The sequence below is a fragment of the Roseibium suaedae genome, assembly GCF_900142725.1.
Taxonomy (GTDB): Bacteria; Pseudomonadota; Alphaproteobacteria; order Rhizobiales; family Stappiaceae; genus Roseibium; species Roseibium suaedae.
This window is the reverse complement of the sequence record NZ_FRBW01000002.1, coordinates 1,172,085-1,193,235: the sequence shown is the minus strand read 5'-3', so window position 1 is coordinate 1,193,235 and position 21,151 is coordinate 1,172,085. Positions and strand designations below refer to the sequence as shown.

The 21,151-nt window shown below is 59.1% G+C and carries 19 protein-coding genes; 5 read left to right on the top strand and 14 right to left on the bottom strand.

The window, feature by feature from the left end:
* Window positions 1-68 precede the first annotated feature (68 nt).
* The 12 genes from ytfQ to BUA94_RS12380 all read right to left on the bottom strand — a co-directional run bounded on the left by ytfQ (window position 69) and on the right by BUA94_RS12380 (window position 11,642).
* Window positions 69-1,031, bottom strand: a complete 963-nt coding sequence (gene ytfQ, locus BUA94_RS12440; RefSeq protein ID WP_073013471.1) for a galactofuranose ABC transporter, galactofuranose-binding protein YtfQ — start codon at window positions 1,029-1,031, stop codon at window positions 69-71.
* Window positions 1,032-1,248: 217 nt separating this feature from the next.
* Window positions 1,249-2,142 (bottom strand): flagellin, encoded by an 894-nt coding sequence (locus BUA94_RS12435; protein ID WP_073013469.1) that lies wholly within the window; start codon window positions 2,140-2,142, stop codon window positions 1,249-1,251.
* 12 nt (window positions 2,143-2,154) lie between these two features.
* Complete coding sequence (gene flgK / locus BUA94_RS12430) at window positions 2,155-3,540, bottom strand: flagellar hook-associated protein FlgK (RefSeq protein ID WP_073013467.1); 1,386 nt, start codon at window positions 3,538-3,540, stop codon at window positions 2,155-2,157.
* A gap of 38 nt (window positions 3,541-3,578) precedes the next feature.
* Window positions 3,579-4,040 (bottom strand): hypothetical protein, encoded by a 462-nt coding sequence (locus tag BUA94_RS12425; RefSeq protein ID WP_073013465.1) that lies wholly within the window; start codon window positions 4,038-4,040, stop codon window positions 3,579-3,581.
* A 26-nt stretch (window positions 4,041-4,066) separates the two neighbouring features.
* On the bottom strand, window positions 4,067-4,333 hold the full coding sequence (locus BUA94_RS12420) for a hypothetical protein (protein WP_073013463.1): 267 nt from the start codon (window positions 4,331-4,333) through the stop codon (window positions 4,067-4,069).
* Window positions 4,330-5,586 carry a flagellar hook protein FlgE gene (flgE, locus tag BUA94_RS12415; RefSeq protein ID WP_073013461.1) on the bottom strand — a complete coding sequence of 419 codons (1,257 nt, stop codon included), beginning with the start codon at window positions 5,584-5,586 and terminating at the stop codon, window positions 4,330-4,332. The genes BUA94_RS12420 and flgE overlap by 4 nt, the downstream gene beginning before the upstream one ends.
* A 12-nt stretch (window positions 5,587-5,598) precedes the next feature.
* Window positions 5,599-6,279: a flagellar hook assembly protein FlgD gene (locus tag BUA94_RS12410; protein ID WP_073013459.1), complete on the bottom strand. Its 681-nt coding sequence runs from the start codon at window positions 6,277-6,279 to the stop codon at window positions 5,599-5,601.
* Window positions 6,280-6,584: 305 nt separating this feature from the next.
* Complete coding sequence (locus BUA94_RS12405) at window positions 6,585-6,965, bottom strand: hypothetical protein (protein WP_073013457.1); 381 nt, start codon at window positions 6,963-6,965, stop codon at window positions 6,585-6,587.
* 63 nt (window positions 6,966-7,028) lie between these two features.
* Window positions 7,029-7,472 carry a flagellar export chaperone FliS gene (locus BUA94_RS12400; RefSeq protein ID WP_073013455.1) on the bottom strand — a complete coding sequence of 148 codons (444 nt, stop codon included), beginning with the start codon at window positions 7,470-7,472 and terminating at the stop codon, window positions 7,029-7,031.
* 2 nt (window positions 7,473-7,474) lie between these two features.
* On the bottom strand, window positions 7,475-9,160 hold the full coding sequence (gene fliD / locus BUA94_RS12395; RefSeq protein WP_073013453.1) for a flagellar filament capping protein FliD: 1,686 nt from the start codon (window positions 9,158-9,160) through the stop codon (window positions 7,475-7,477).
* 134 nt (window positions 9,161-9,294) lie between these two features.
* Entirely contained in the window at window positions 9,295-10,851 is a 1,557-nt protein-coding gene (locus BUA94_RS23975; RefSeq protein ID WP_084081974.1) for a flagellin N-terminal helical domain-containing protein, read from the bottom strand.
* Between the two features lie 137 nt (window positions 10,852-10,988).
* Window positions 10,989-11,642 carry an RNA polymerase sigma factor gene (locus tag BUA94_RS12380; protein WP_235860577.1) on the bottom strand — a complete coding sequence of 218 codons (654 nt, stop codon included), beginning with the start codon at window positions 11,640-11,642 and terminating at the stop codon, window positions 10,989-10,991.
* A gap of 193 nt (window positions 11,643-11,835) precedes the next feature.
* Between BUA94_RS12380 and BUA94_RS23320 the strand changes: the two genes are divergently transcribed.
* Genes BUA94_RS23320 through BUA94_RS12370 form a run of 3 tightly spaced genes read left to right on the top strand, consistent with a single transcriptional unit; the run spans window position 11,836 to window position 15,503 of the window.
* Window positions 11,836-12,246, top strand: a complete 411-nt coding sequence (locus BUA94_RS23320; protein ID WP_139251103.1) for a hypothetical protein — start codon at window positions 11,836-11,838, stop codon at window positions 12,244-12,246.
* A gap of 48 nt (window positions 12,247-12,294) precedes the next feature.
* Window positions 12,295-13,521 carry an efflux RND transporter periplasmic adaptor subunit gene (locus BUA94_RS12375; protein ID WP_073013449.1) on the top strand — a complete coding sequence of 409 codons (1,227 nt, stop codon included), beginning with the start codon at window positions 12,295-12,297 and terminating at the stop codon, window positions 13,519-13,521.
* A gap of 11 nt (window positions 13,522-13,532) precedes the next feature.
* Window positions 13,533-15,503, top strand: coding sequence for a MacB family efflux pump subunit (locus BUA94_RS12370; protein ID WP_073013446.1), 1,971 nt, complete (start codon window positions 13,533-13,535; stop codon window positions 15,501-15,503).
* A 63-nt stretch (window positions 15,504-15,566) separates the two neighbouring features.
* Here BUA94_RS12370 and rhaI read toward each other — a convergent pair whose 3' ends face one another.
* Complete coding sequence (gene rhaI, locus BUA94_RS12365; RefSeq protein ID WP_139251130.1) at window positions 15,567-16,853, bottom strand: L-rhamnose catabolism isomerase; 1,287 nt, start codon at window positions 16,851-16,853, stop codon at window positions 15,567-15,569.
* Between the two features lie 153 nt (window positions 16,854-17,006).
* The gene (locus BUA94_RS12360; protein ID WP_073013444.1) at window positions 17,007-19,109 is read right to left on the bottom strand and encodes a bifunctional rhamnulose-1-phosphate aldolase/short-chain dehydrogenase; all 2,103 of its coding nucleotides are present in this window, start codon (window positions 19,107-19,109) and stop codon (window positions 17,007-17,009) included.
* Between the two features lie 186 nt (window positions 19,110-19,295).
* Between BUA94_RS12360 and BUA94_RS12355 the strand changes: the two genes are divergently transcribed.
* Window positions 19,296-20,102, top strand: a complete 807-nt coding sequence (locus BUA94_RS12355) for a DeoR/GlpR family DNA-binding transcription regulator (RefSeq protein WP_073013442.1) — start codon at window positions 19,296-19,298, stop codon at window positions 20,100-20,102.
* A 54-nt stretch (window positions 20,103-20,156) separates the two neighbouring features.
* Complete coding sequence (gene rhaS / locus BUA94_RS12350) at window positions 20,157-21,149, top strand: rhamnose ABC transporter substrate-binding protein (RefSeq protein ID WP_073013440.1); 993 nt, start codon at window positions 20,157-20,159, stop codon at window positions 21,147-21,149.
* Window positions 21,150-21,151: the final 2 nt, after the last annotated feature.

Below are 21,151 nucleotides of genomic sequence, written 5' to 3'. Positions count from 1 at the left end.
ATAAAAGCAATCGGTCAAAGAGAAATGGACCAGACAGGCTGCATCCTGTCTGGTCCTTAAGGTCCGGCTTAGTAGCCGAGGCCCTTCTTTTCTTCGTAGATCTTCTTCGGGTCGTCAGCCTGGGTGTAGAGCTTGGACTCGGTCTGGATGAACTTTGCCGGCTGGGTGCCGTCCTTGAAGAAGGCATCAAGGGCGTCGAAAGCCGGGCCTGCCATGTTCGGCGTCAGTTCCACCGTCGCATTGGCTTCGCCTGCTGCCAGAGCGAGGAAAATATCCGGAACGGCGTCAATGGAGACGACGAGAATGTCCTTGCCCGGCTGCAAGCCTGCTTCCTTGATGGCCTGGATTGCGCCGACAGCCATGTCATCGTTGTGAGCATAGAGGGCGCAGATGTTCTTGCCGCCATCTTCCGCCTTCAGGAAGCTTTCCATGACTTCCTTGCCCTTGGTGCGGGTGAAGTCGCCGGTCTGGCTGCGGATGATCTTGAGGTTGTCGTGGCCGGCAAGTGCCTGCTCGAAGCCGTTCTTGCGGTCGATCGCCGGAGAGGAACCGGTGGTGCCCTGAAGCTCGACGACGTTGCAGGACTTGTCCTTGACTTCAGCCACCAGCCAGTCGCCAGCCACCTTGCCTTCATGAACCAGATCGGAGCCGACGGCGGTCAGATAGAGGTCCTTGTCGCTGTCCACCATGCGGTCGAGAAGCACCACAGGGATTTCAGCTTCCTTGGCTTCCTTCAAGACGGCATCCCAGCCCGTTGCAACCACTGGTGCGATCAGGATAGCATCCACACCCTGGGCAATGAATGAGCGCAGGGCCTTGATCTGGTTTTCCTGCTTCTGCTGGGCATCGGCAAACTTGAGGTCAACGCCGCGCTGTTCCGCCTGCTGCTTTGTCAGGGTCGTTTCAGCGGCGCGCCAGCCGGACTCAGATCCGATCTGCGAAAAGCCGACGGTCAGGGCGAAAGCGGAAGTCGAGGCGAGCGAAAGGGTTGCGAGGAGCGTGGCTCCCGCCAGAGCAGTCTTGAAAGTCATTGGTTCCTCCCAGAACAACAAATGAGGCCTAAGCCTGATCTTTAAAAATCATATAGTATTACTTTTGTAAAGTATGAAAGAGAGTCACCTCTCAGATCTCGCACGCAGGTTGCAGTGCGGGAGGGGCAAGAAGCGCAGAATGCCGGAAAGGGAGGACTTTCTGCGAGCGCTTCCAGACAGGGATGAGGCAAGAGAGCCGCAGGCGCGAGCCGGAGAACTATCTCAGATAGTCGAGCACGCTGAGGCTGGTCATCGTGCCGAGGGCCGAGTAGCTGGCCTCAAGCTGGGTCTTGTAGTTCGCGGCTTCGACGGCAACGACAGCGATGTCGACCGAAGCTAGAGTGGTGGCCAGGTCAGTCACGGTTGCCAGATAGTCTTCCTGGTCGCTGATATAGGTTTCCAGGGTTGACGCCTTGATGCCAGCGACGCTCTGCAGGGCCAGGATCTGATCCTGCGCGTCCACCAGCAATTCGGAGGCAGCTGCAAGGTCTTCCGAGGTCAGATCTGTTGCGCTTGCCAGATAGGACAGGGTCCGGATAGCTGTTTCGAAGGCTGTGTTGTCGGCCGTAATGCCGTAATCGAGGGATCGGTCGCTGCTGAGGCGGACCGACTGCACATAGTCGTCGCCCTGATAGTAGTTCGTGTCTTCCGTCGTCAGACCGGTCGTGGTGAGGCCCGATAGATCAACTGGCTTGGTTTCGGTCTCTCCGCCTGCAAAAAGGTAGCGGCCCTCATACTGGGTGTTGAGCAGCGAGGTCAGTTCTTCAAGCATGGCTTCGGCGGTCGCCTGAAGTGTGTCGTCCGTGTTGACGGAAGCTGCTGAGAGCTGGGCGCGCAAGTCGGTCATGAGGTCGCTCATGGAGCCGAGGGCGTCGTAGATCATCTCGATGCGGGAGAGAGCCTGTTCCGCTGTCGAGATGGAGGCCTCCGTACGGGCGGCGGAGACTTCCAGGCTGGCGACTGCGCCAGCAGAACTGCCCAGTCCGCCGTAGTCGGTTGATATCAGTCCGGTGGATTCCTGAATCTGCTTTTCCGCGAGCCGGGCCTGGGTCTTCATTGCATTTTGAAGAACGGTGGAGGTCTGGCCGAAAGTTGCAACGCGCATGCTCATGGTCAACGCTCCTTACTGTACTGCGGCCAGCAGGTCCTCGAACATCTCCTTCAGGATGCTCAGGATCTGGGAAGACACGGAATAGAGTTGCTCGAGTTCGGTCAACCGGACCGTCTCTTCATCAACGTTGACGCCATAGGTGGAGGAGATGGTGTCGGTGACCGTTGTCAGCTCTGTCTGGGCCAGTTCAAGGGCCTTGTCGGCCGCGTTCGACTGGGAGACGATAAGTGACAGGATGTCGGTCGCATAGGAGGCAAAGTCCTCCTGTCTGGCGCTCAGTGATCCGGCCTTGTCGAAGGATGTTTCGCCCTGAAGCGCATCGAGCAAGGCTTCCGCAGTCTCCGCTGCGGTGCCGCTGCTGCCGCTGAGGAGCGTGGAGGGGTCCGACAGCATGTCCTGATTGACGGCGATATCACTTGCTGATGTTCCGGTCAGGAGATCTGGAATGACCGCATTCAGGGTCGTGATCAGCGCATCCGACAGTTCGTCGAGCATGTCCTGGGCAGCAGGCAGCGTCTCATCGCGAAGCTCCAGGAGGCTGCCGATCGTGCCCGTGCTGATGCTGTCGGTGATGTCGTTGCCGTCGACAGTGATGCCCGAGAGCCCTGAAGACGTGCCGTCATAGCTCTGGCTGGCGGTGATTGTGGCTGTCTCGTCGAATGACAGGGTATGGGCCGTGGAGTCCACCAGTACCTGTCCGGAGGTGGTGTAGACCTTCATGCTCCCGTCGCTTCCAAGGAAGCTGGTCACGCCCAGATACTGGGACAACTCCGCAAGGGCGGTATTGCGCTGATCCTCGAGATCTCCCGTGCTTGCTCCGCTGGCCTTTGCCGCCACGATCTGGTCGTTCAAGGCGTCGATGGCCTCAATGGCAGCATTCGCCGCATCGACACTGGTGGCGATGTCGGAATCTGCGTTTGAGCGCAGGTCCTGAATGGTCGAGGACAGGTCGTTGAGTTCGGTCGTCAGCGTTTCCAGCGCGCTGAGCGTTGAATAGGCAAGACTGGTGCTTTCCGGGGTTCCGGCGAGGTCTGAAACGGCGGTTTCGACATTCGCCAGCATATTCGCAAGCGACGTGCCGGTATCGTCTGAGCTCGTAGTCGACCCCATCGCAGACTGGAGCTGGTCCAGATAATCGGCAGTCTTCTCCGCAGCGGCGGTCTCCGAGGTGGCTGATGTCAGCTGCTTCATAAGCAAGGTGCTGACACCTGAGCTGATGTCGCCGATGGAAACACCACTGCCGGTTCCGGCACTGGTGAGCGCTGAGGTCGTGGCGCTTTTCTTGGTGTAGCCTTCCGTGTCCGCGTTCGCGATGTTGGACGCGGTGACAGACATCTGCACCTGCGTCGCGGCAAGCGAGCTGGAGGCGATTTTCGCAGCTGCAGACAAGGACGTCATGGTAGAAACCTTCTGGTCTCGGGGTTGATGGCCGGGTTCTAGGCCTCTCGTACAGGCCGTAGGGAGACAGGGGCCGCAGGGCGGTCCTTGTATTGTCCGTTGCCGCCATAGACCGCCGGTGGCTTCCGCTCTTCACGGATCACCTGCATGATCGTGTCCACGCGCCGGCGGTTGCTGGTCATGGCCTTTTCAAGATGCTTGTTGTTTTCTGCCAGGCAGACGGAAAGCTCGCGGTTGCGCTCCAAAAGCTCCTCAAACAGCATCGGCGATGCTTGCAGCAAAACGTTCTTCTGGGTGCGAAACAGCTTGATCCAGTTCTCATAGTCGTGGATCAGCTCGCGCTTGCGGGCCAGAAGGTCGTCGATCGCGGGCTGGGCTTCTTCCTGAAGGCGCCGGGATTCCTCGCTGGTCACCGAGATCAGCTCATCCGCGACGCTGATCATGTGCAGGATGGAGCTGTCGATCTTGGCGATGGTGGCCGAAGACAGAGAGATCTGCATGGGAGGAAGGCCTCTTCTTGTGAAAGTCAGGGGGTCTTGGTCTTGATGCGCTGGGCCTGAACCGCGTAGGCGCCTGCGACCCGGCTTGCGGAATGGGCTCGGGACTGGGTGCTGGACACCTCGGCTTTCCCGGCGCGCATTTCCCGCAGGAGGTCCTGCAGATCGTGCTTCAGCAGCAAAAGGTTCAGCCGGGCAGCCGGAGTGTCCAGATTCCGTGCAAGCCGCCGGATTTCCGAAGAAAGCCGGCGAAGCCGAACCAGATTTTCCTCAAGCTTGCCCGGGAGATCTGTCATCTGACGGCATCAAGCAGCGTGTCGAACATGTCACTTGCGGTGGACATGATCTGGGAGGAGGCGGAATAAGCCTGCTGAGCACTCAGCATGCTGGAGAATTCCTCGCTGGTGTCCGTCGTACTGGCTTCCAGCCATCCGCCATTGATTGTGCCGGCACCACCTTCCCCTGCCTCATGCAGCGTGCTGTTGCCGGAGGCGGAGCTTCTCGCATAGACGCCGTCGCTGAGTTCGGTCAGACCGTTGGCATTGGCAAAGGTCGCGACGGGAATCTTGTAGATGACGCGCTCTTCGCCATTGTCGAAGAAAGCCGTCACGGAGCCATCATCAGAGATCTCGATGGAGGTCAGCGAGCCATAGGCCAGACCATCTTGGGTGATCTGCTGGATCTCGATGTCGGGATCGGTGTCGTCAGAAGCGTACTGAGACAGGCCATCGGCACTGCCAACCGTGCCCAGATCGAGGGAAATAGTGCTGTCTGCCGCACCGGTGGTCCAGCCGGAGATGGTGAACTCGGCAGGGCTCGGATCGGTCGAGGCCAGGGTGCCGTCATCATTGAAGACGATCTCGATGGCACTGGTCGAAGAGGTGCCGATGGTTTCGCCCGAGCTGGAGAGTTCAGGGTCTCCGACTTCCATCGACCAGGTGTTTTCAGCCGTCTTCGTCCAGGTGACGGAGACGGTGCTGCTCGTGCCAAGGGAATCATAGACTTCGAACGTGGTCTCGAAGCTGTCTCCGACTGCGGCGTCTGCGGGCAGGTTCGCCTGGAAGCTGACTTCTGACGTCGCATCGACCGAGCTCTTCACGCTGTCGATGTCGATGGCCACAAGCGAGCTTTCGCTTGTTCCGCCAATCACATCCCCATCCGCGTCGGTAGCCCAACCCATTAGGTAGTAGCCGTCGTTGACGAGATAGCCTTCCTCGTCGACTTCAAACTCACCGTTACGGGTGTAATAGGTCTGGCCGCCGTCCGTGTCGTTGGAGACAACGAAAAAGCCGTCGCCTTCGATTGCAAGGTCGGTAGAGCTGCTGGAGGCGACAAGCAGGCCCTGTTCGGTGATGTTCGAACGGGTGGTGGCAGTCACGCCGCCGCTGCTCGAACTGCCGCTGCCGGCAACGAGGCTGGAGAAGCTGGTGTTGGTGGATTTGTAAGCCGTGGTTTCGGAGTTCGCGAGGTTGTCCGAAATATTGGAGAGGGCCTGGCTCTGTGCGTAAAGCGCGGAGATCGCGGAATTGATGGCGCCCATCAAGCTCATGTCTGGAACTCCTTAGCTTGCCAGGATTTGAAGGACGTTCTCGACCGAGAACGACGCATCGCCGATCTTCAGGAGACTGTCGTCGTCGGAGACGTCGAGGCCGGTGACCTTGCCGATCACGGTGGTCGACCCATCGATGGAGTCCCCATCGGAATCGGTGGCCTCGATGCTCAGGGTGTAGGTGCCGCCATCTTCGAGCTGTGTGCCGTCTGTGGTCGTGCCGTCCCAGGAGAAGGAGTGGGTGCCCGCATCGGTTTCACCGCTGCCGGTCCAGACCACATCGCCGTTTTCATCCAGGATATTGATGGTCGTGGAGGCTGCATTGGAATCGAGCGTGTAGGTCCACTCAGCCGAGCTGTCTTCGAGGCTCGTGGTGCTGCCTGTGACTTCAACGGTCTGACCGATGTAGCCGAGTCCGCTGGACGACAGGGTGCTGGAAAGCGTCGAGGTGATGCTTTCCAGATTGTCTGAAATAGCTGTCTGGGTGTCATAGCTCGCATAGGCGACCAGCTTGTCCAGATAGGAATCCGTATCGGCCGGATCGAGCGGGCTTTGGTTCTGAAGTTGTTCGACCATCAGCTGCAAGAAATCCGAGCTGGTGATACCTAGCGTGGAGGAGCTGGAGCTTGTGGAAGACGTTGACGTGCTCGTGCTGCTCGTCGATGTATAGTAATTGACGGAAGAAATGCTCAACGTTTTGTCTCCGTGCAATATGAAAACACTGCAAGGGACGCTGGTGAGCCAATTTTTCCTGCTCTACGATCCCTTTTGTTTTTAAAACGGACCAGGGCCAAAGATCAGGCGAAGAATTTTCTTTTATTTACTGGGAAATTACTGCCCAATACAATGTGCCGGTAGGAAATACCTGCCGGGTAAATAGTGCTCTTGTGGAGTGGGGCTGTTTTGTGAAGTTAACCGTGCCTGGGCATTAAAAAAACCCGGCGCTTGGGCCGGGCTTTGAAATGTCTGGGTCGTGCACTAGGGCAGAGCAGGCAGTGTCAGGCGATGATATCCGTCTTGCTGCCCGTCGTTGCCGTATCTGCAGATGTGGAATTGGCGCTGGAGAAGCTTTCGCTGATCTGCTCGGCCAGACCATAGGCAGGATGAGTTGGATGCAGTTCGTTTTGCTGCCGCTGTTGGAAGGCGCGGTTGGCAATACGGTCTGCCAGACCTGCCGGCGCGCGGAGTGGCGCAGCGCGTGTGATGTAAGTTTCCATCGTATTGACCTCGGCGAGAAGCTCGCGAGCCTCCTCGGACGTGCTCAGAAGTGTTTCTGCGTGTTGGCGGATGCGCTCGGGCCAGGAACCAACTGTGCCGCCGAAACGGTCCAGGTGATCCTCGAAGATCTCAAGCGACATGCCAGCTTTGTGCGCGGTCATTCCGAATCCGACGTTGGGTCAATTTCCCAAATCGTACATGTCCGGAATGTGTCTGTCTATGTCCTAGGCATTTCTGACAATATCATGTTTTATCTCGAATTCCCGCATAAGTGGTTCCAGTGATCTTTGCGACAGGCTGGTCATCTCGGCCCAGGCATTGCGCAGTTCGAGAAGGCCGCTTGCAAGCTGTTGAAGCCGACGGTTTGCATCGGGCTTGCCGATCACCGAATTGATGGCGGAAATGTTGCGCGTGTAGGTGTCGAGGAGCTGCTTGGCCACCGGCCCTCCGGTCTTCAGATCCAGGTTCTGGCGGAGCCCCTGCAGAATGCCGACCGCACGCTGGGAACGCAGATGCGCCTGTTCATACTCCCGGTCCATCAGGTGCCTCGATGTTAGAATCAATGCGTTGAGCACTTCGTCGAAAAGCAAGGTCACTGCGGCCAGAGGGGGCACGGCGACAGCAGCCTGACGATAGGCGCCGATTGCGCGGTTCATGGCATAGCTCATGATCAATCATTTCCCGAGTTAAGAAGGGCTTCTAGATAGTCCAGGGTGGATTCGGCTTCCTCGATGGCCACCTGGTAGGCCGCATAGCGGGCTGCAAGCGTGTCCCGATAGGTTTCCGCACGGCTGCGGATATCATCGGCATCTTCCTGCAGGTCTTCGTTGGTTTCGGTGAGACTGACCATCATGTCTTCCAGGATGCCGTCATCGGAATTGGAATAGGACTCGATGGCCGAATAAAGCTTTTCGACAATCCCGCTGGAGAAGGTGAGATCTACCGACTGGCTTTCATCGCCAGTGAAGACGAAGGTGATGCCTTCATAGATCGATCCCTCGGCGCCCTTGATACGGGAGCCGCTGATGGTGAAGAGGCTGCTGTCACCGTCGACGGAAACACTGCTGATATTGCCATCGCTATCGACTTCGATGTCGAGGCTGAGGCTTTCCGGCATGTTGGAGGAGCGGTTGAGCAGAGCAATATCCGTGGAAGTGGATGTCATCTGGAAAGCGAGCAGGTCCTCGATGGCGTCCACGTCTGCCAGGAGGGCTTCGTTCAATGTGGTCTCATCCAGAACGAGATAGTTGCTTTCGTCATAGGACAGCCCGAGCAGGGCCATGGAATCTGTATCGATGACAGTGGACAGCGCGTCCGCGATCGCCGTGTTGACGGCGCGCAGCGTGCTGTCCCCAAAGAGCACGGCATCATCGGATGCCCCGCCTGCAGACGAGGTCGCTTGCTGGGTGACCGCCCATTCGCGATAGAGGTTGTAGGCATCCACGAGTGCGGTGATCGCCGACTTGATCGAGGTGAGGTCGTTGGAAATCTCCACCGAGATGGAGTCTTCCTCTCCTGTCTCCTGATAGAGATTGAAAGTCACGCCATCGACCAGATCGTCGATGGTGTTGGTTGTGCGGGTCACCTCGATCCCATCGATCTTGATGATGGCCGATTGGGCTTCCTGCAGCTCGCTGGTGAAGCTGCCGTCCTCGTTGGTCAGGCCAAGTGAGCCTGAAACATCATCTCCGGAAACGTCGGTCAGAACGATTTCCTGACCGGTTTCGTCCGCGCTGAGAATGAGCCGGTAGCTGCCTTCCGAGACTTCGAGCACCGTTGCAGAGACGCCGGAAGTGTCCGAGTTGGCGTTGATCGCCTCGGCGATCTCCATCAGGGTCATATCCTCGGAAATCTCGATCTCGACGGCTTCCATGTTCTCAAGCTGAAGGCTGAAAGTGCCGCTGAGCCCGAGTTCGGCTGTCTTGTCCTCGACGGCTGTGCCGGCAATCTTCTGTGCCGACGCGAGCTGGAGGATCTGCAGGTCATAGGTGGTGATCGTTGCATCGGCCTCGGCGGTGACAACGACGGCGCTCTCGGCGTCCACATCTCCTACGGCGGTCAGATAGGCTGCGCGGGTGGAGAAGATATCGTCATTGGCGGTCAAGCTGTCTGCGGTGCCGCGAATGGTTTCCGCTGCGCTGACGATGTCCTGCAGCAGGGACTGCATTTCCTCGTATGCGGCGATTGTCGCTTCATTGTCTGCGATCTTGACATCGATGGAGTCCGCGCGCGTTTCCTTCGCGGCGACTGCAACTTCGATGAGGGCGTCCCAGTCCGTGTCGGATGAACTGGTGGAATAGCTGTAACTGGTGGAGGTGGTCGTCGTTGATGACGTCGTCGATGTCGTTGTTGTCATGGAGGACGATCCTGTAAATCCGGAGGCCAGACGGGCGGAGTGCCTGGCGCAGGCGATAAGGTCCCGGGCTGCGGGTAGGGAAAGGCGGATGCCTCATTGCGGGGTTAACCCGCAGCCCGGAATTCCGCAGCGGATTACTGCAGCAGCTTTAGGAGGTTCTCAGGCATTTCGTTGGCCTGGGAAGCAGCTGCGACAGCTGCCTGAACCTTCACGCTGGCTGCAGACAGCTTTGCCTGTTCCGTCGCGATATCCACGTCGGCGATGGCAGATTCTGCTGCTTCCAAGTTCTCGATGCTGGTTTCGAGCTGGGTCGAGCGGAACTCGAAGCGCGACATGGTCGCACCCATTTCTGCACGTGCCTTGGAGACGTCGTCGATTGCCATGTCGAGAACGGCCAGGGCTTCAGCTGCGCCTTCCTGGGTCGAGACATCCAGTTCCTTGATGCCAAGGGACTCGGTCGTCAGCGTCGTCAGCGTCAGGGTAATGGTGTCGGTGTAGTCAGACCCGACGACGACATCTGCACCCGTGCTCGCGGATTCCGTGGTCGTACCCGTGGCTGCTACGACGCCGGTGGAAGTTTCCGTCAGCCCGAGGTCGCTAGCATCAATGCCAGTGAAGTCGCTCAGGGTCAGAGAGGCATCGCTGCCTTCTTCTCTGGTCGAAATGGTGAGGTTGCCGTCGTCATCCACGGATGCGGTGGCGCTGTAGTCGTTGGCATCAGCCAAGGCGCTGTTGATCGCGTCTGCCACATCCTGTGCGGACAGGGTCTGGGTGGAGGTGCTGTCTGCATCGCCAAGCGTGACTTCGACTGTTCCGATCTTGAAGGAGGCTGTTTCGCCCGCTGCAATGGTAACGGACCCCTCGGTGGAACCCACCGCGCTCGTTTCGGTCAGGCCGAGGCTGGAAGCGTCGAAGGACGAGGCGCCACTTGCCGAGAAGTCGGAAACGGAAATTTCGAGGGCGCCCGTATCGGTCAGGACGAGGTTGCCGTCAGTGTCCAGGCTGGCGTTGGTGGCCCCGGTTGCGGTGTTGATGGCACTGACGATCTGCGCAGCAGTAATGGTCTGTGCGGATACGGAGGTGTCGTCACCAAGCGTGACGGTCGTCTCCGTGCCGTCGATTGTCAGCGTGAAACTTGCGGTTTCACCTGCCGCGAGGCTGAGGTCTGCGAGAGCGGTGGTTCCGGACAGGCTGGCGTCGGAGGCGGTGACGTCAGACAGAGCGCCTGTCGCGGTCGCGGCGGTCTCTACCGTGTCGTCGGCGAAGTCGCTGGTGCCATCCAGAAGGCTCTGGCCGTTGTAACGGGTCGACGTCGAGATGGCGTCAATTTCGTCCTGCAGCTCTTCGAATTCTGCCTGGATATAAGCGCGTTCCGTGTCGGTCACCGTACCGGAAGCAGACTGGGAGGCCAGCGTCTTCATACGTTCCAGAATGTCGCTGACGTTGGCAGCGCCGCCATCGGCGGTCTGAAGGATGGAGATACCGTGGGAGGCGTTGGTGGAAGCCTGCTCCAGAGCGGTCACGTCGGAAGAAATCTTGGTGGAGATCGCGAGACCGGCTGCATCGTCAGATGCGCGGGTGATGCGCGAGCCACTTGCCAGCTTGGCGAGGGAGTCGGACTGGCTCTCCGAGTTGGCATTCAAGTAGCGAACAGCGGTGTTCGCGGCAGTGTTGGTCGAGATAACGGGCATCTTCAACTCCTGATGACATTGGGGCCACGCCCCATTTCTCAGGCGCGGTCTTGGCGCTGAAAACGCGCGCCTGACCCTTCAACGGAAGTAGAGTCCGTAATCAGGCGAAATAAAATGCTCTGACCCGTTCCGAATAGTTAATACTTCGTAAATGTAGATAAGATCTCGCCGCCTGTATTTCGTAGCAAATGGCGGAGTTTCTGCCTTCCGCGCTTCAGCAGAGCTTCGACGGCGGAGATGGAGGTTTCCATGATCTCCGCAATTTCTCCGTTGCTGAGATTCTCCGTATAGGAAAAAACGAGCGCGATCCGTTGTTGATCCGGGAGCTTTCCCATGGCTTCCTGCAGCAGGTCGCTGGCTTCCTGCCGGGCAAGCGACTGCATCTGGTCGCTCCGGTCATCCTCCAGCTCCGGCAAGGTTTCCATGGTCTCGATCCGGGGGCGGCGCAGAAGATCGATGCAGCGGTTGGAAATGACCCGGTAAAGCCAGGTCGAAAATCGGGCGCGGCCTGCTTGCCAGACGGCCCGTCTGGTCCAGACCTGCAGGAAGGCATCCTGGACCACATCCTCCGCATCGGATGCGTTGCGCAGGATTCGGTAAGCCACCGCGTATCCGCGATCCACGTGTCGGTCGACAAGGGTGCGAAAAGCGGTCTCGTTGTCCTGGCGGATCAGTTCGAGCAGGTCTTCATCGGGTAACGTGGACAGGTTCAGGCTTTTCGCCTTTACGATCTCGGCCTTGCGGGCGTCAGCAGCCTTCTGCGCCTCATCTGCGTCGAGATCCTTTTTCATTGATGGCAAGCCCATCTTCTCTGCCCCTGTCGTCCCTGAAGAATGGAGCTCCGCTGATCCACTCATGGTTCTTGAACGGGGGCTGGTGCGAAATCAGGCGCTAAAAATTCACTTAAATCGTTGTTTTTTATAGGAAAAATCTTCCTACTGCCCGGCAGGATTTGCCCAGTCAATAGGAGGTGGGACCCGCCGTGTGGGCAAGCAAGCAAGGGCGCAAGAAGAGCGGTGGAGGACATGGAGCGAAGCAGCTGGCAGTTTTAAAGAGAATTTGTCTTCATTAACTAAATGTAAAATGCTCTTCCTTTTGGGGTTTTTCCTCTATTTTTCATGCTTTCCTAAGAAAATTTGTATTCCATTTTTTTGTATTTTTTCGCAAGATTCATTTATTTGTTTCATCCATTCTTTTGGTTTCCTTACTTGTCGTTTTGTTTCTCCTGATTTCTGTTTGGACTTTACGTTACATTGTTCTGTCTTGAGCTTTGCGGGACAGCTCTATATGCCTGTGCAGCGCCTTGCGGACGGGTGCGCAGCAGATGGTGGGCTGTGCTGGCGCAATGCGGGAGTTCCCTTCGGTGATCCCCGCGCTTTTCCGCAGCGCAGATAGAAGTCCGGCGACATGCGCGCTGGATGCGTTCTGTGCGGAAGATGATTTATGAAGCGAAATTCGGCTCTCAGGGCCACCATCAAGCTGCTGGCTTTTCTCGCGCTCATCGTGGCTGGAGGCCTGACTTGGGCCTATGCGACAGGGCGTCTGGATGAACAGGATCCACTGTCTGCGTATCTGGTCTCGACAGTTTCAAAGGGGACGGTTGAAGAGACTGTCCTGGCGACCGGTATTGTAAAGCCTCAAAATCTCGTGGCGGTTGGGGCCCAGGCTTCAGGCCGCATCACGGCTCTGCACGTGTCCCTTGGTCAGACGATCAAGGCAGGCGATCTTGTCGCCGAGATAGATTCTGTCAGCCAGCAGAATGCCTTGCTGGAAGCGGAGGCTGCCAAGGCCAAGACCGAAGCCGAACTGGTGGAAAAGGAAGCCGAGCTGGTTCTGGCGCGGCAGACCCTCAAGCGCGAGCAGAGCCTTGCGAACATGAAGATCTCCGCAACCTCCGATCTGGATAGCGCTGTTGCAGGCGAAAAAACCATTCTCGCCCAGATGGATTCACTCCGGGCACAGATCAAGTCAGCGGAAGTTGCAGTTGCCGCTGCCGAGGTCGATCTTGGCTATACAAAGATCAAGGCGCCTTCGGATGGGACGGTCCTTGCCATCGTGAGCCAGGAAGGCCAGACGGTGAACGCGGTCCAGTCGGCCCCCACGATCATCGTCCTGGGTGATCTCAACACCATGGCTGTCCGCACCGAGATTTCCGAAGCCGACATCGTCAGGATCCAGGCTGGTCTGCCGGTGACTTTCTCCGTTCTCGGGGCTCCGGATGTGACTTATTCCGCCAAGCTGGAGACCATCGAGCCGGCACCCGAAAGCATTGTTGACGACAGCAGCCTGCCGGACTCTTCTTCTTCCTCCACGACCTCGACCTCCGCGATCTATTATATCGGTGTCTTCCATGTGCCGAACCCGGAGGGCAAACTCAGAACCTATATGACGGCGGATGTCCGTATTCAGCTTGGCCTGGCAGAAAACGTGCTGACAGTGCCCTCTGCTGCCTTGCAAAGCCGCGATGCTGACGGGCGCTACACGGTGCTGGTCGCAACAACCGACGGCGCCATTGAGCAGCGCAAGGTCGAGATCGGTCTCAACGACAAGATCACGGCGGAAGTGCGCTCGGGACTTGATGAAGGCGATCGGGTGATCTCCGGGCAAAAGGCGGCCGGCACGGCTTCGCAGACCTCTACGCGTGGCGGTCCGCCGCCAATGGGCCTTTAAGGAGCTGCGTCATGCTGAAATTGCGCGGTGTCGGCCGGGCCTATCCGTCGGGTGATGGAGAAGTCGAGGTTCTGAAGGGCGTCGATCTGGACATCGGCCGGGGTGAGTTCGTCGCTATCGTCGGCCAGTCCGGGTCTGGCAAGTCGACGCTTATGAACATCCTCGGGTGCCTCGACCGGCCTTCGAGCGGCAGCTATGAGGTCAATGGTGTCGAGATTTCCATGCTCGAGCCGGATGATCTGTCCCGTCTGCGGCGGGAGCATTTCGGCTTCATCTTCCAGCGCTATCACTTGCTGCCGGAGCTGAATGCCATCGGCAATGTAGAAATTCCCGCTATCTATGCCGGGCTGGATGCCAGCCACCGCAGGGAGCGGGCGGTTTCCCTATTGGAACGTCTGGGGCTTGGCGACAGGACCACGCACCGGCCCGGTCAGTTGTCTGGCGGTCAGCAGCAGCGCGTCTCCATTGCCCGCGCCCTGATGAACGGTGCCGATGTCATCCTGGCCGATGAGCCGACCGGAGCGCTGGACAGTCAGAGCGGTGCGGATGTTCTGGCCGAGCTGAAGGAATTGCACAGGAGCGGCAAGACCATCATCCTGGTCACTCATGATACGGACATTGCGGCGACGGCAGAGCGGATCATCGAGATCCGCGATGGCCTGATCATCTCGGACAGCGCCAACCTGGTAGATGGTGGTCAGGGCGGACCAAGCGAAGAGGCACAAACCTCAGCGGGCCCGTCTGGAAGGGCTGGGAGCCAGATGAACTGGTTCCGCTCCCGCATCGACCGGGCTGGAGAGGCCCTGCGCATGGCGGTCCGGTCCATGTTGGCCCGCAAGGTCCGTGCGCTTTTGACCATGCTCGGGATCATTATCGGCATTGCCTCCGTGGTCTGCGTCGTGGCGCTTGGTACCGGTTCCCAACAGAAGGTTCTGGCCAACATCAGCAGTCTGGGTACCAACACGCTCGAGATCTTTCCCGGCAAGGACTTCGGCGACATGCGCTCCGGCAAGATCACCACGCTGGTCGTTGGGGATGCGGATCAGCTGGCACGTCAGCCCTATGTGTCTGCTGTCACGCCAACGGTCTCGACCAGCGCCACCCTGCGCCATGGCAACGTGGAAGCGACAGGCCAGATCAGCGGTGTGGGCGAGGGTTATTTCGTTGCCAAGGGGCTGACCCTTCAAGAGGGGCGCTTCTTCGACGGTTCCAGCGTCACCAGCCGCCAGCCGGACGGGGTGATTGACGAAAACACCCGCAAGTCACTCTTCGCGGATCATATAGGCAGCGTGATCGGACAGGTGATCCTGGCGGACAATGTGCCCGTGCGGGTGGTTGGCGTCGTCGCCAAGCAGCAGGGCTTCGGCGACAGCCAGAACTTGTCGGTCTATTTGCCTTACACCACGGTCCAGACCCGCCTTCTTGGCAGCACAAGTCTCAGAAGCATCACGGTGCGTGTGTCCGATCAGGTGGACATGAGCCTTGCCGAGCAGGCCGTGACCGACTTTCTGACACGGCGGCACGGCACCAAGGACTTCTTCATCCTCAACACGGATGACATCCGGAAAACCATTACCAGCACGACCCAGACTCTGGCCCTGCTGATTTCCGCCATTGCGGTGATCGCGCTGATCGTCGGCGGCATCGGGGTGATGAACATCATGCTGGTCACGGTGTCCGAACGGATTTCGGAGATCGGTGTGCGCATGGCTGTCGGGGCGCGGCAGGGCGATATTCTGCAGCAGTTTCTGATCGAGGCCGTGCTGGTCTGTTTGATCGGCGGCATACTCGGTATCGGGGTCGCGCTGGCGTTCGGTTATGCCTTCAGCTTGCTCAGCACCGATTTCAAGCTGGTCTATTCGACGCAATCAATGGCCGCAGCCTTTGCGGTGTCGAGCCTGATCGGTGTCGTTTTCGGCTATCTACCAGCCCGCAACGCTGCGAGGCTGGATCCCGTCGCCGCGCTCTCCGGAACGCGTTAAGGAAAAAGCCACGGCAGAGGCTCGCGAAAGCTCCTGCCGTGGCTTTTAAGTTGATATCCCAGCCTAGACGATGCCGCCGCCAGCGCCGGAAACCGCCGGACGGATGCCAGCGACCTTTGCCCGGTATCCTGCTGCCCGGTAAGTGCCGACCGGATCGATGGCACCGCCCTGATCCAGTCTGGCCATGGCGAGGATGGGTTCCACGTCCGTGCGGAAGGCGGTCTTCAGGGTGCCGGTCGCCATCAGGGCGTCGTTGGTTTCCTGGAAACCGTCCAGAGCCTTGCGGTCCACCAGCAGAGCCTGGGCATAGGCCCGCTGAACTTCCATGGCGCTGACCATCAGGCTTTCGATCGGATCGGTCACATTGTGTGACTGGTCCAGCATGTGGGCCGGGTTGAAGCCAGGTGCCTTGCGGGTTTCCGCATCCACCAGCTCGTTGAAGACAAGGAACAGCCGGTAGGGATCGATGGAACCGGTGTCCAGATCATCGTCGCCGTATTTGCTGTCGTTGAAATGGAAGCCGCCCAGCTTGCCGAACTGGATGAGGCGGGCAACGATCATCTCGATGTTGACGTTCGGCGCATGGTGGCCAAGATCGACGAGGCAATAGGCCTGATCGCCGAGCTCCTTGGCAATCATGTAGTTGGTGCCCCAGTCCTGCACGACGGTCGAATAGAACGCCGGTTCATACATCTTGTGCTCGGTGAAGAGACGCCAGTCGGCCGGAAGAGCCGCGTAGATGTCTTTCGCCGCGCCCAGATAGCGTTCGAACTGGCGGGTGAAATTGGCCTGGCCCGGGAAGTTGGAGCCATCGCCGATCCAGATGGTCAGGGCCTTGGAGCCGATGGCCTTGCCGATCTCGATACATTCGAGATTGTGCTCGACGGCCTGAGCGCGGGTTGCCGCATCCGTATGGGAGAGCGAGCCGAACTTGTAGGACTTCTCCTGACCGACCTGATCCTGGAAGGTGTTCGAGTTCATGGCGTCGAAGGTCAGGCCCAATTCTTCGGCCTTGGCGAGAAGCGCTTTCGGGTCTTCCTTGTCCCACGGAATATGCAGGGACACGGCCGGCGTCGCGCGGGTCAGCTGCTGAATGACGCCGCAGTCTTCCAGCTTGTCGAAAATATGCCGCGGCTCGCCAGCCCCGGGGAAGCGGGCAAAGCGCGTGCCGCCGGTGCCCACACCCCAGGAGGGAACGGCAACGCCATAGGCCGAGACCTTGGCCTTCACGTCGTCGATGTCGATCCCCCGGCGGGCGAGATGGCCGCCGAGGTTGTCATAGTCCTGCCGCAGCGCGCTTTCGCGGGCGGAATTGTCCTTCTCCAGGACGTCTTTGCCGATCATGGTCATGGACAGACCTTTCCATTCTACTCCCACTTCATCCTGAGGAAGCGCGCAGCGCTGTCTCGAAGGATGGGCGGTGTGTTCCGTGCTTGTGGCCCATCCTTCGAGATGGGCCATGGGCCCTCCTCAGGATGAGGAAGGCTGGTGAGCAGCGTGTCCCTAGCGCGTGAAGGATTGGACGTTGCCTGCGTCCACATTGATGATGTTGCCGGTCGACTTGGCGGAGTTTTCCGAAGCGAAGAAATAGGAGGCTTCGGCGATGTCTTCCGGCAGAACCGAGCGCTTGAGAAGCGAGCGCTGGCGGTAGTGCTCTTCAAGATCGGCGGTGTCCTTGCCATAGGCCTGAGCCCGTTCCTTGAGCCAGTCGCCCGACCAGATCTTCGAGCCGCGCAGAACCGCATCCGGGTTGACCACATTGACGCGAATGCCATCGGGTGCACCTTCCAGCGCCAGGCAGCGGGCCAGATGGATTTCCGAAGCCTTGGCCGTGCAATAGGCGCTGGCGCCCGGGGAAGCGGCAAGACCGTTCTTCGAGGCAATGAAGATGATCGATCCGCCGACCTTCTGGGCCTTCATCACCTTGAATGCTGCCCGAGAAACCAGGAAGTAGCCAGTCGACAGGATCGACATGTTCTTGTTCCAGAGGTCGAGGCTGGTTTCCTCAATCGGTGCGGAGGAGGCGATGCCGGCGTTGGAGACCAGAATGTCGATGCCGCCGAAAGCCACACAGGCATTGGCATAGGCCGCGTCCACAGCCGCTTCGCTGGTCACGTCCATGGTGACGGTTTGCACAACGTCCGAGGTGTAGCGGTTGGACAGCTGCTCGGCCGTCTGGGCGAGAGCAGTTGCATCGATATCAGCGAGAACCACGCAGGCGCCTTCCTTGAGGAAGCGTTCTGCCGTTGCCGAACCGATGCCGCCCGCGCCGCCGGTGACGAAAGCCACCCGGCCCGCCAGGCTCTTCGGCTTGGGCATGCGTTGAAGCTTTGCTTCTTCCAGCAGCCAGTATTCGATGTCGAAGGCTTCCTGTTCCGGCAGGCCGCAATAGGTGGACACACCGGAAGCGCCGCGCATCACGTTGATGGCGTTGGTGTAGAATTCGCCGGAGATGCGGGCGGTTGCCTTGTCCTTTGCAAAGGTGATCATGCCAACGCCGGGAACCAGATAGACAACAGCGTTGGGGTCGCGCAGGGCAGGGCTGTTGGCGTGCTTGCAGCGCTCGTAATAGGCAGTGTAGTCGCGGCGGTAGGCGTCCACGGCATCCGGCAGCCCGGCGAGGGTCGCCGCCACATCCGGGTTCTGCGGATCGAAATCGACCACCAGCGGACGGATCTTGGTGCGCAGGAAATGGTCCGGGCAGCTGGTGCCGAGAGCGGCAAGCGCTTCCATGTCCCTGGCGCAGACGAATTCCAGAACAGCATCACTGTCATCGAAGTGACCGGCCATGTGCTGCTGGCCGCTGACCATGCCGCGGATGGCGGGCATCAGTTGGGCGGCAATAGCGCGACGGTCTTCAGCGGCGAGAGACTGAACCTTCTGGCCGCCAAAGGCTGCCTTGCCGGCAAGCTTGCCTTCAAACCAGCCGATGGCCTTGTTGATGATCTCGACGGTGGTCTCGTAGCATTCCTTGGCATCATCGGCCCAGGTGAAGAGACCGTGGCTTTCCAGAACGACGCCGCGCGCGCTCGGGTTTTCCAGGCAGAATTTCTCCAGCCACAGACCCAATTCGTAGCCGGGGCGCTTCCAGGGCAGCCAGCCAATATCGGCTCCGAAGATCTCTGCGGTCAGGTCCTTGCTGTTTTCAGAAGCAGCAATAGCGATGATCGCGTCCGGGTGCATGTGGTCCACATGCTTTCGCGGCACATAGGCATGCAGCGGGGTGTCGATGGAGGCCGCGCGCGGGTTCAGGTTGAAGGTGCAATGGGGCAAATAGCCGACCATCTCGTCTTCAAACTCGACGCCCCGGTAGAGGTCCTTGAGGGTTCTGAGCTTGTCCATGTAGAGGGTGGCAAAGCCGTCCATCTTGATGGTGCCGACATCGCCGCCGGAGCCCTTGACCCAAAGCACTTCCGCCATTTGGCCGGTCAGCGGATCCTTTTCCATCGCCTTGGCCGAGGTGTTGCCACCACCATAATTTGTAATGCGCTTGTCAGAACCGAGCAGGTTCGAGCGGTAGAGCAGCAGCTCGGATTGGCTCATGGCCGACGCTTTTGCGTCGTCCCAAAGGTTCGCGAGCCGGGATCCGGTGGCGGAATTCTGCATATTTTCCTCCCAAGGGGTGTCTGGCAATCACCAGGAATTTGCCCGAAGACTTGCTTTTGGCAGATCCAATGTCAATCAGTTTCGATCAAAAATGATCAAAATACGCGCTGCATTGCAGCAATATGACGAATTTTGATTGACACTGCTTGGATTAGATGGAAGCCTTGGTTGCATCAGGAGGACTTCATGCACGAGAAAGAGCGTCACAGGATCATATTGTCGGCCGTCCAGGACCGTCCGGTCGTGACCGTGGCCGAGCTTGTGACGCTGACGGATTCCTCCGAAGCGACGATCCGCCGGGATATTGCCTCGCTGCATGTTCAGAAGAAGCTGCGTCGGGTTCGGGGTGGCGCCGAGTCCATCACGCCGCCGCAGTTTGTGGGACTTGCCGGCCGGCCTTTCAGCGTCAACGAGGCGCTGCATGGGCTGCAGAAGCGGGCGATTGCGCGGGCGGCGGTCGAGCTTTGTGATGACGGCGATCCGATCATCATCAACGGCGGCACGACGACATTCCAGATGGTCCATCCGCTGGCAAGCAAGCGGATGCAGATCTTCACCAATTCGTTTCCGATCGCCGAGCATCTGCTCAAGCATTCGAAGAATACCATCATCCTGTCCGGTGGCGTCATCTACCGGGAGCAGAACATCATCCTCAGCCCCTTCGACAATGACGTGACGCGGAATTTCTACGCCAAGCGCATGTTCATGGGGGCTCAGGGCCTGGGGCCGCTGGGGCTGATGGAGGCGGATCCGCTGCTGATCCAGGCCGAGCAGAAGCTGATCGGGCAGGCGGACGAACTGGTGGTCCTGGCGGATTCATCCAAGTTCTCGAGCCGCTCCAGTCTGATCCTGTGTCCGCTGGAGCGCGTGGCGACAGTGGTCACCGATGAGGGAATTCCGGACCATGCGGCCCAGATGCTGGAGCATGCGGGCATCCGGGTGATTGTCGCCGCCGCAGGTGCGGCGCAGGAGGCTGCCACGGCCAGTGGCTGATTTGGTTTCCAGCCGGCGAGGAGGAAATGCCGGCGGAAGTTTGGGAGGAAGACTATGAAATTGTTCAAGACTTTGCTTGCTGCGACCGCCGTCGCCGCAATTGCTTTCACCGCGCCGGCTCACGCTGAAACCAAGCGTATTGCGCTTGTCGTCAAGGCGCTGGGCATCGGCTTCTTTGAAGCTGCCGCCAAGGGCGCGGAAGAAGCTGCCAAAGAACTGGGCGATGTGGAGATCATCTACACCGGCCCGACCGATACGACCGCCGAAGGCCAGATCGAGGTGATCAACGCCCTGATCGCCCAGAAGGTTGATGCGATCGCCATTTCCGCGAACGACCAGGATGCGCTTGTTCCGGCCCTGAAGAAGGCCATGCAGCGCGGCATCACGGTTGTGTCCTGGGATTCCGGCGTCGCACCGGAAGGCCGCCAGCTGCACCTCAACCCCTCGTCCAATCCGCTGATCGGCAACATGATCATCAAGCTGGCTGCGGACAATCTGCCTGAGGGCGGCGATGTGGCGGTTCTCTCTGCTTCCGCGACCGCCACGAACCAGAACATCTGGATCGAGGAGATGAACAAGGTCAAGGGCAACTACCCGGGCATCAATGTTGTCGGCACCGTCTATGGCGACGACCTTGCCGACAAGTCTTACCGCGAAGCCCAGGGCCTGATGCAGACCTATCCAGATCTCAAGGCGATCATCGCTCCGACTTCGGTCGGCATCGTGGCCGCTGCCCAGGCCGTGACGGATGCGGGCAAGGTCGGCCAGGTCAACGTAACCGGTCTTGGCCTGCCGTCCGAAATGGCTGGCCACATCAAGTCCGGCGCTTCCAAGTCCTTTGCGATCTGGAACCCGATTGACCTCGGCTATGCAGCAACCGTGCTGTCCTACAACCTTGCCACCGGCAAGGCGGAAGCCAAGCCGGGTGCTCAGATCCCGATGGGCCGCATGGGCACGCTGACCCTGGACGACACCAACTCCGGCGCCATGGCCGATCCGTTCGTCTATGACAGCTCCAACATCGACCAGTTCAAGGACATCTTCTGAGA

Excerpts from the sequence above, each read along its gene's own strand:
- ytfQ (WP_073013471.1), bottom strand. The coding sequence starts at position 1,031 with ATGACTTTCAAGACTGCTCTGGCGGGAGCCACGCTCCTCGCAACCCTT.
- BUA94_RS12435 (WP_073013469.1), bottom strand. The coding sequence starts at position 2,142 with ATGAGCATGCGCGTTGCAACTTTCGGCCAGACCTCCACCGTTCTTCAA.
- flgK (WP_073013467.1), bottom strand. The coding sequence starts at position 3,540 with ATGACGTCCTTGTCTGCAGCTGCGAAAATCGCCTCCAGCTCGCTTGCC.
- BUA94_RS12425 (WP_073013465.1), bottom strand. The coding sequence starts at position 4,040 with ATGCAGATCTCTCTGTCTTCGGCCACCATCGCCAAGATCGACAGCTCC.
- BUA94_RS12420 (WP_073013463.1), bottom strand. The coding sequence starts at position 4,333 with ATGACAGATCTCCCGGGCAAGCTTGAGGAAAATCTGGTTCGGCTTCGC.
- flgE (WP_073013461.1), bottom strand. The coding sequence starts at position 5,586 with ATGAGCTTGATGGGCGCCATCAATTCCGCGATCTCCGCGCTTTACGCA.
- BUA94_RS12405 (WP_073013457.1), bottom strand. The coding sequence starts at position 6,965 with ATGACCGCGCACAAAGCTGGCATGTCGCTTGAGATCTTCGAGGATCAC.
- BUA94_RS12400 (WP_073013455.1), bottom strand. The coding sequence starts at position 7,472 with ATGAGCTATGCCATGAACCGCGCAATCGGCGCCTATCGTCAGGCTGCT.
- fliD (WP_073013453.1), bottom strand. The coding sequence starts at position 9,160 with ATGACAACAACGACATCGACGACGTCATCAACGACGACCACCTCCACC.
- BUA94_RS23975 (WP_084081974.1), bottom strand. The coding sequence starts at position 10,851 with ATGCCCGTTATCTCGACCAACACTGCCGCGAACACCGCTGTTCGCTAC.
- BUA94_RS12380 (WP_235860577.1), bottom strand. The coding sequence starts at position 11,642 with ATGAAAAAGGATCTCGACGCAGATGAGGCGCAGAAGGCTGCTGACGCC.
- BUA94_RS12375 (WP_073013449.1), top strand. The coding sequence starts at position 12,295 with ATGAAGCGAAATTCGGCTCTCAGGGCCACCATCAAGCTGCTGGCTTTT.
- BUA94_RS12370 (WP_073013446.1), top strand. The coding sequence starts at position 13,533 with ATGCTGAAATTGCGCGGTGTCGGCCGGGCCTATCCGTCGGGTGATGGA.
- rhaI (WP_139251130.1), bottom strand. The coding sequence starts at position 16,853 with ATGACCATGATCGGCAAAGACGTCCTGGAGAAGGACAATTCCGCCCGC.
- BUA94_RS12360 (WP_073013444.1), bottom strand. The coding sequence starts at position 19,109 with ATGCAGAATTCCGCCACCGGATCCCGGCTCGCGAACCTTTGGGACGAC.
- BUA94_RS12355 (WP_073013442.1), top strand. The coding sequence starts at position 19,296 with ATGCACGAGAAAGAGCGTCACAGGATCATATTGTCGGCCGTCCAGGAC.
- rhaS (WP_073013440.1), top strand. The coding sequence starts at position 20,157 with ATGAAATTGTTCAAGACTTTGCTTGCTGCGACCGCCGTCGCCGCAATT.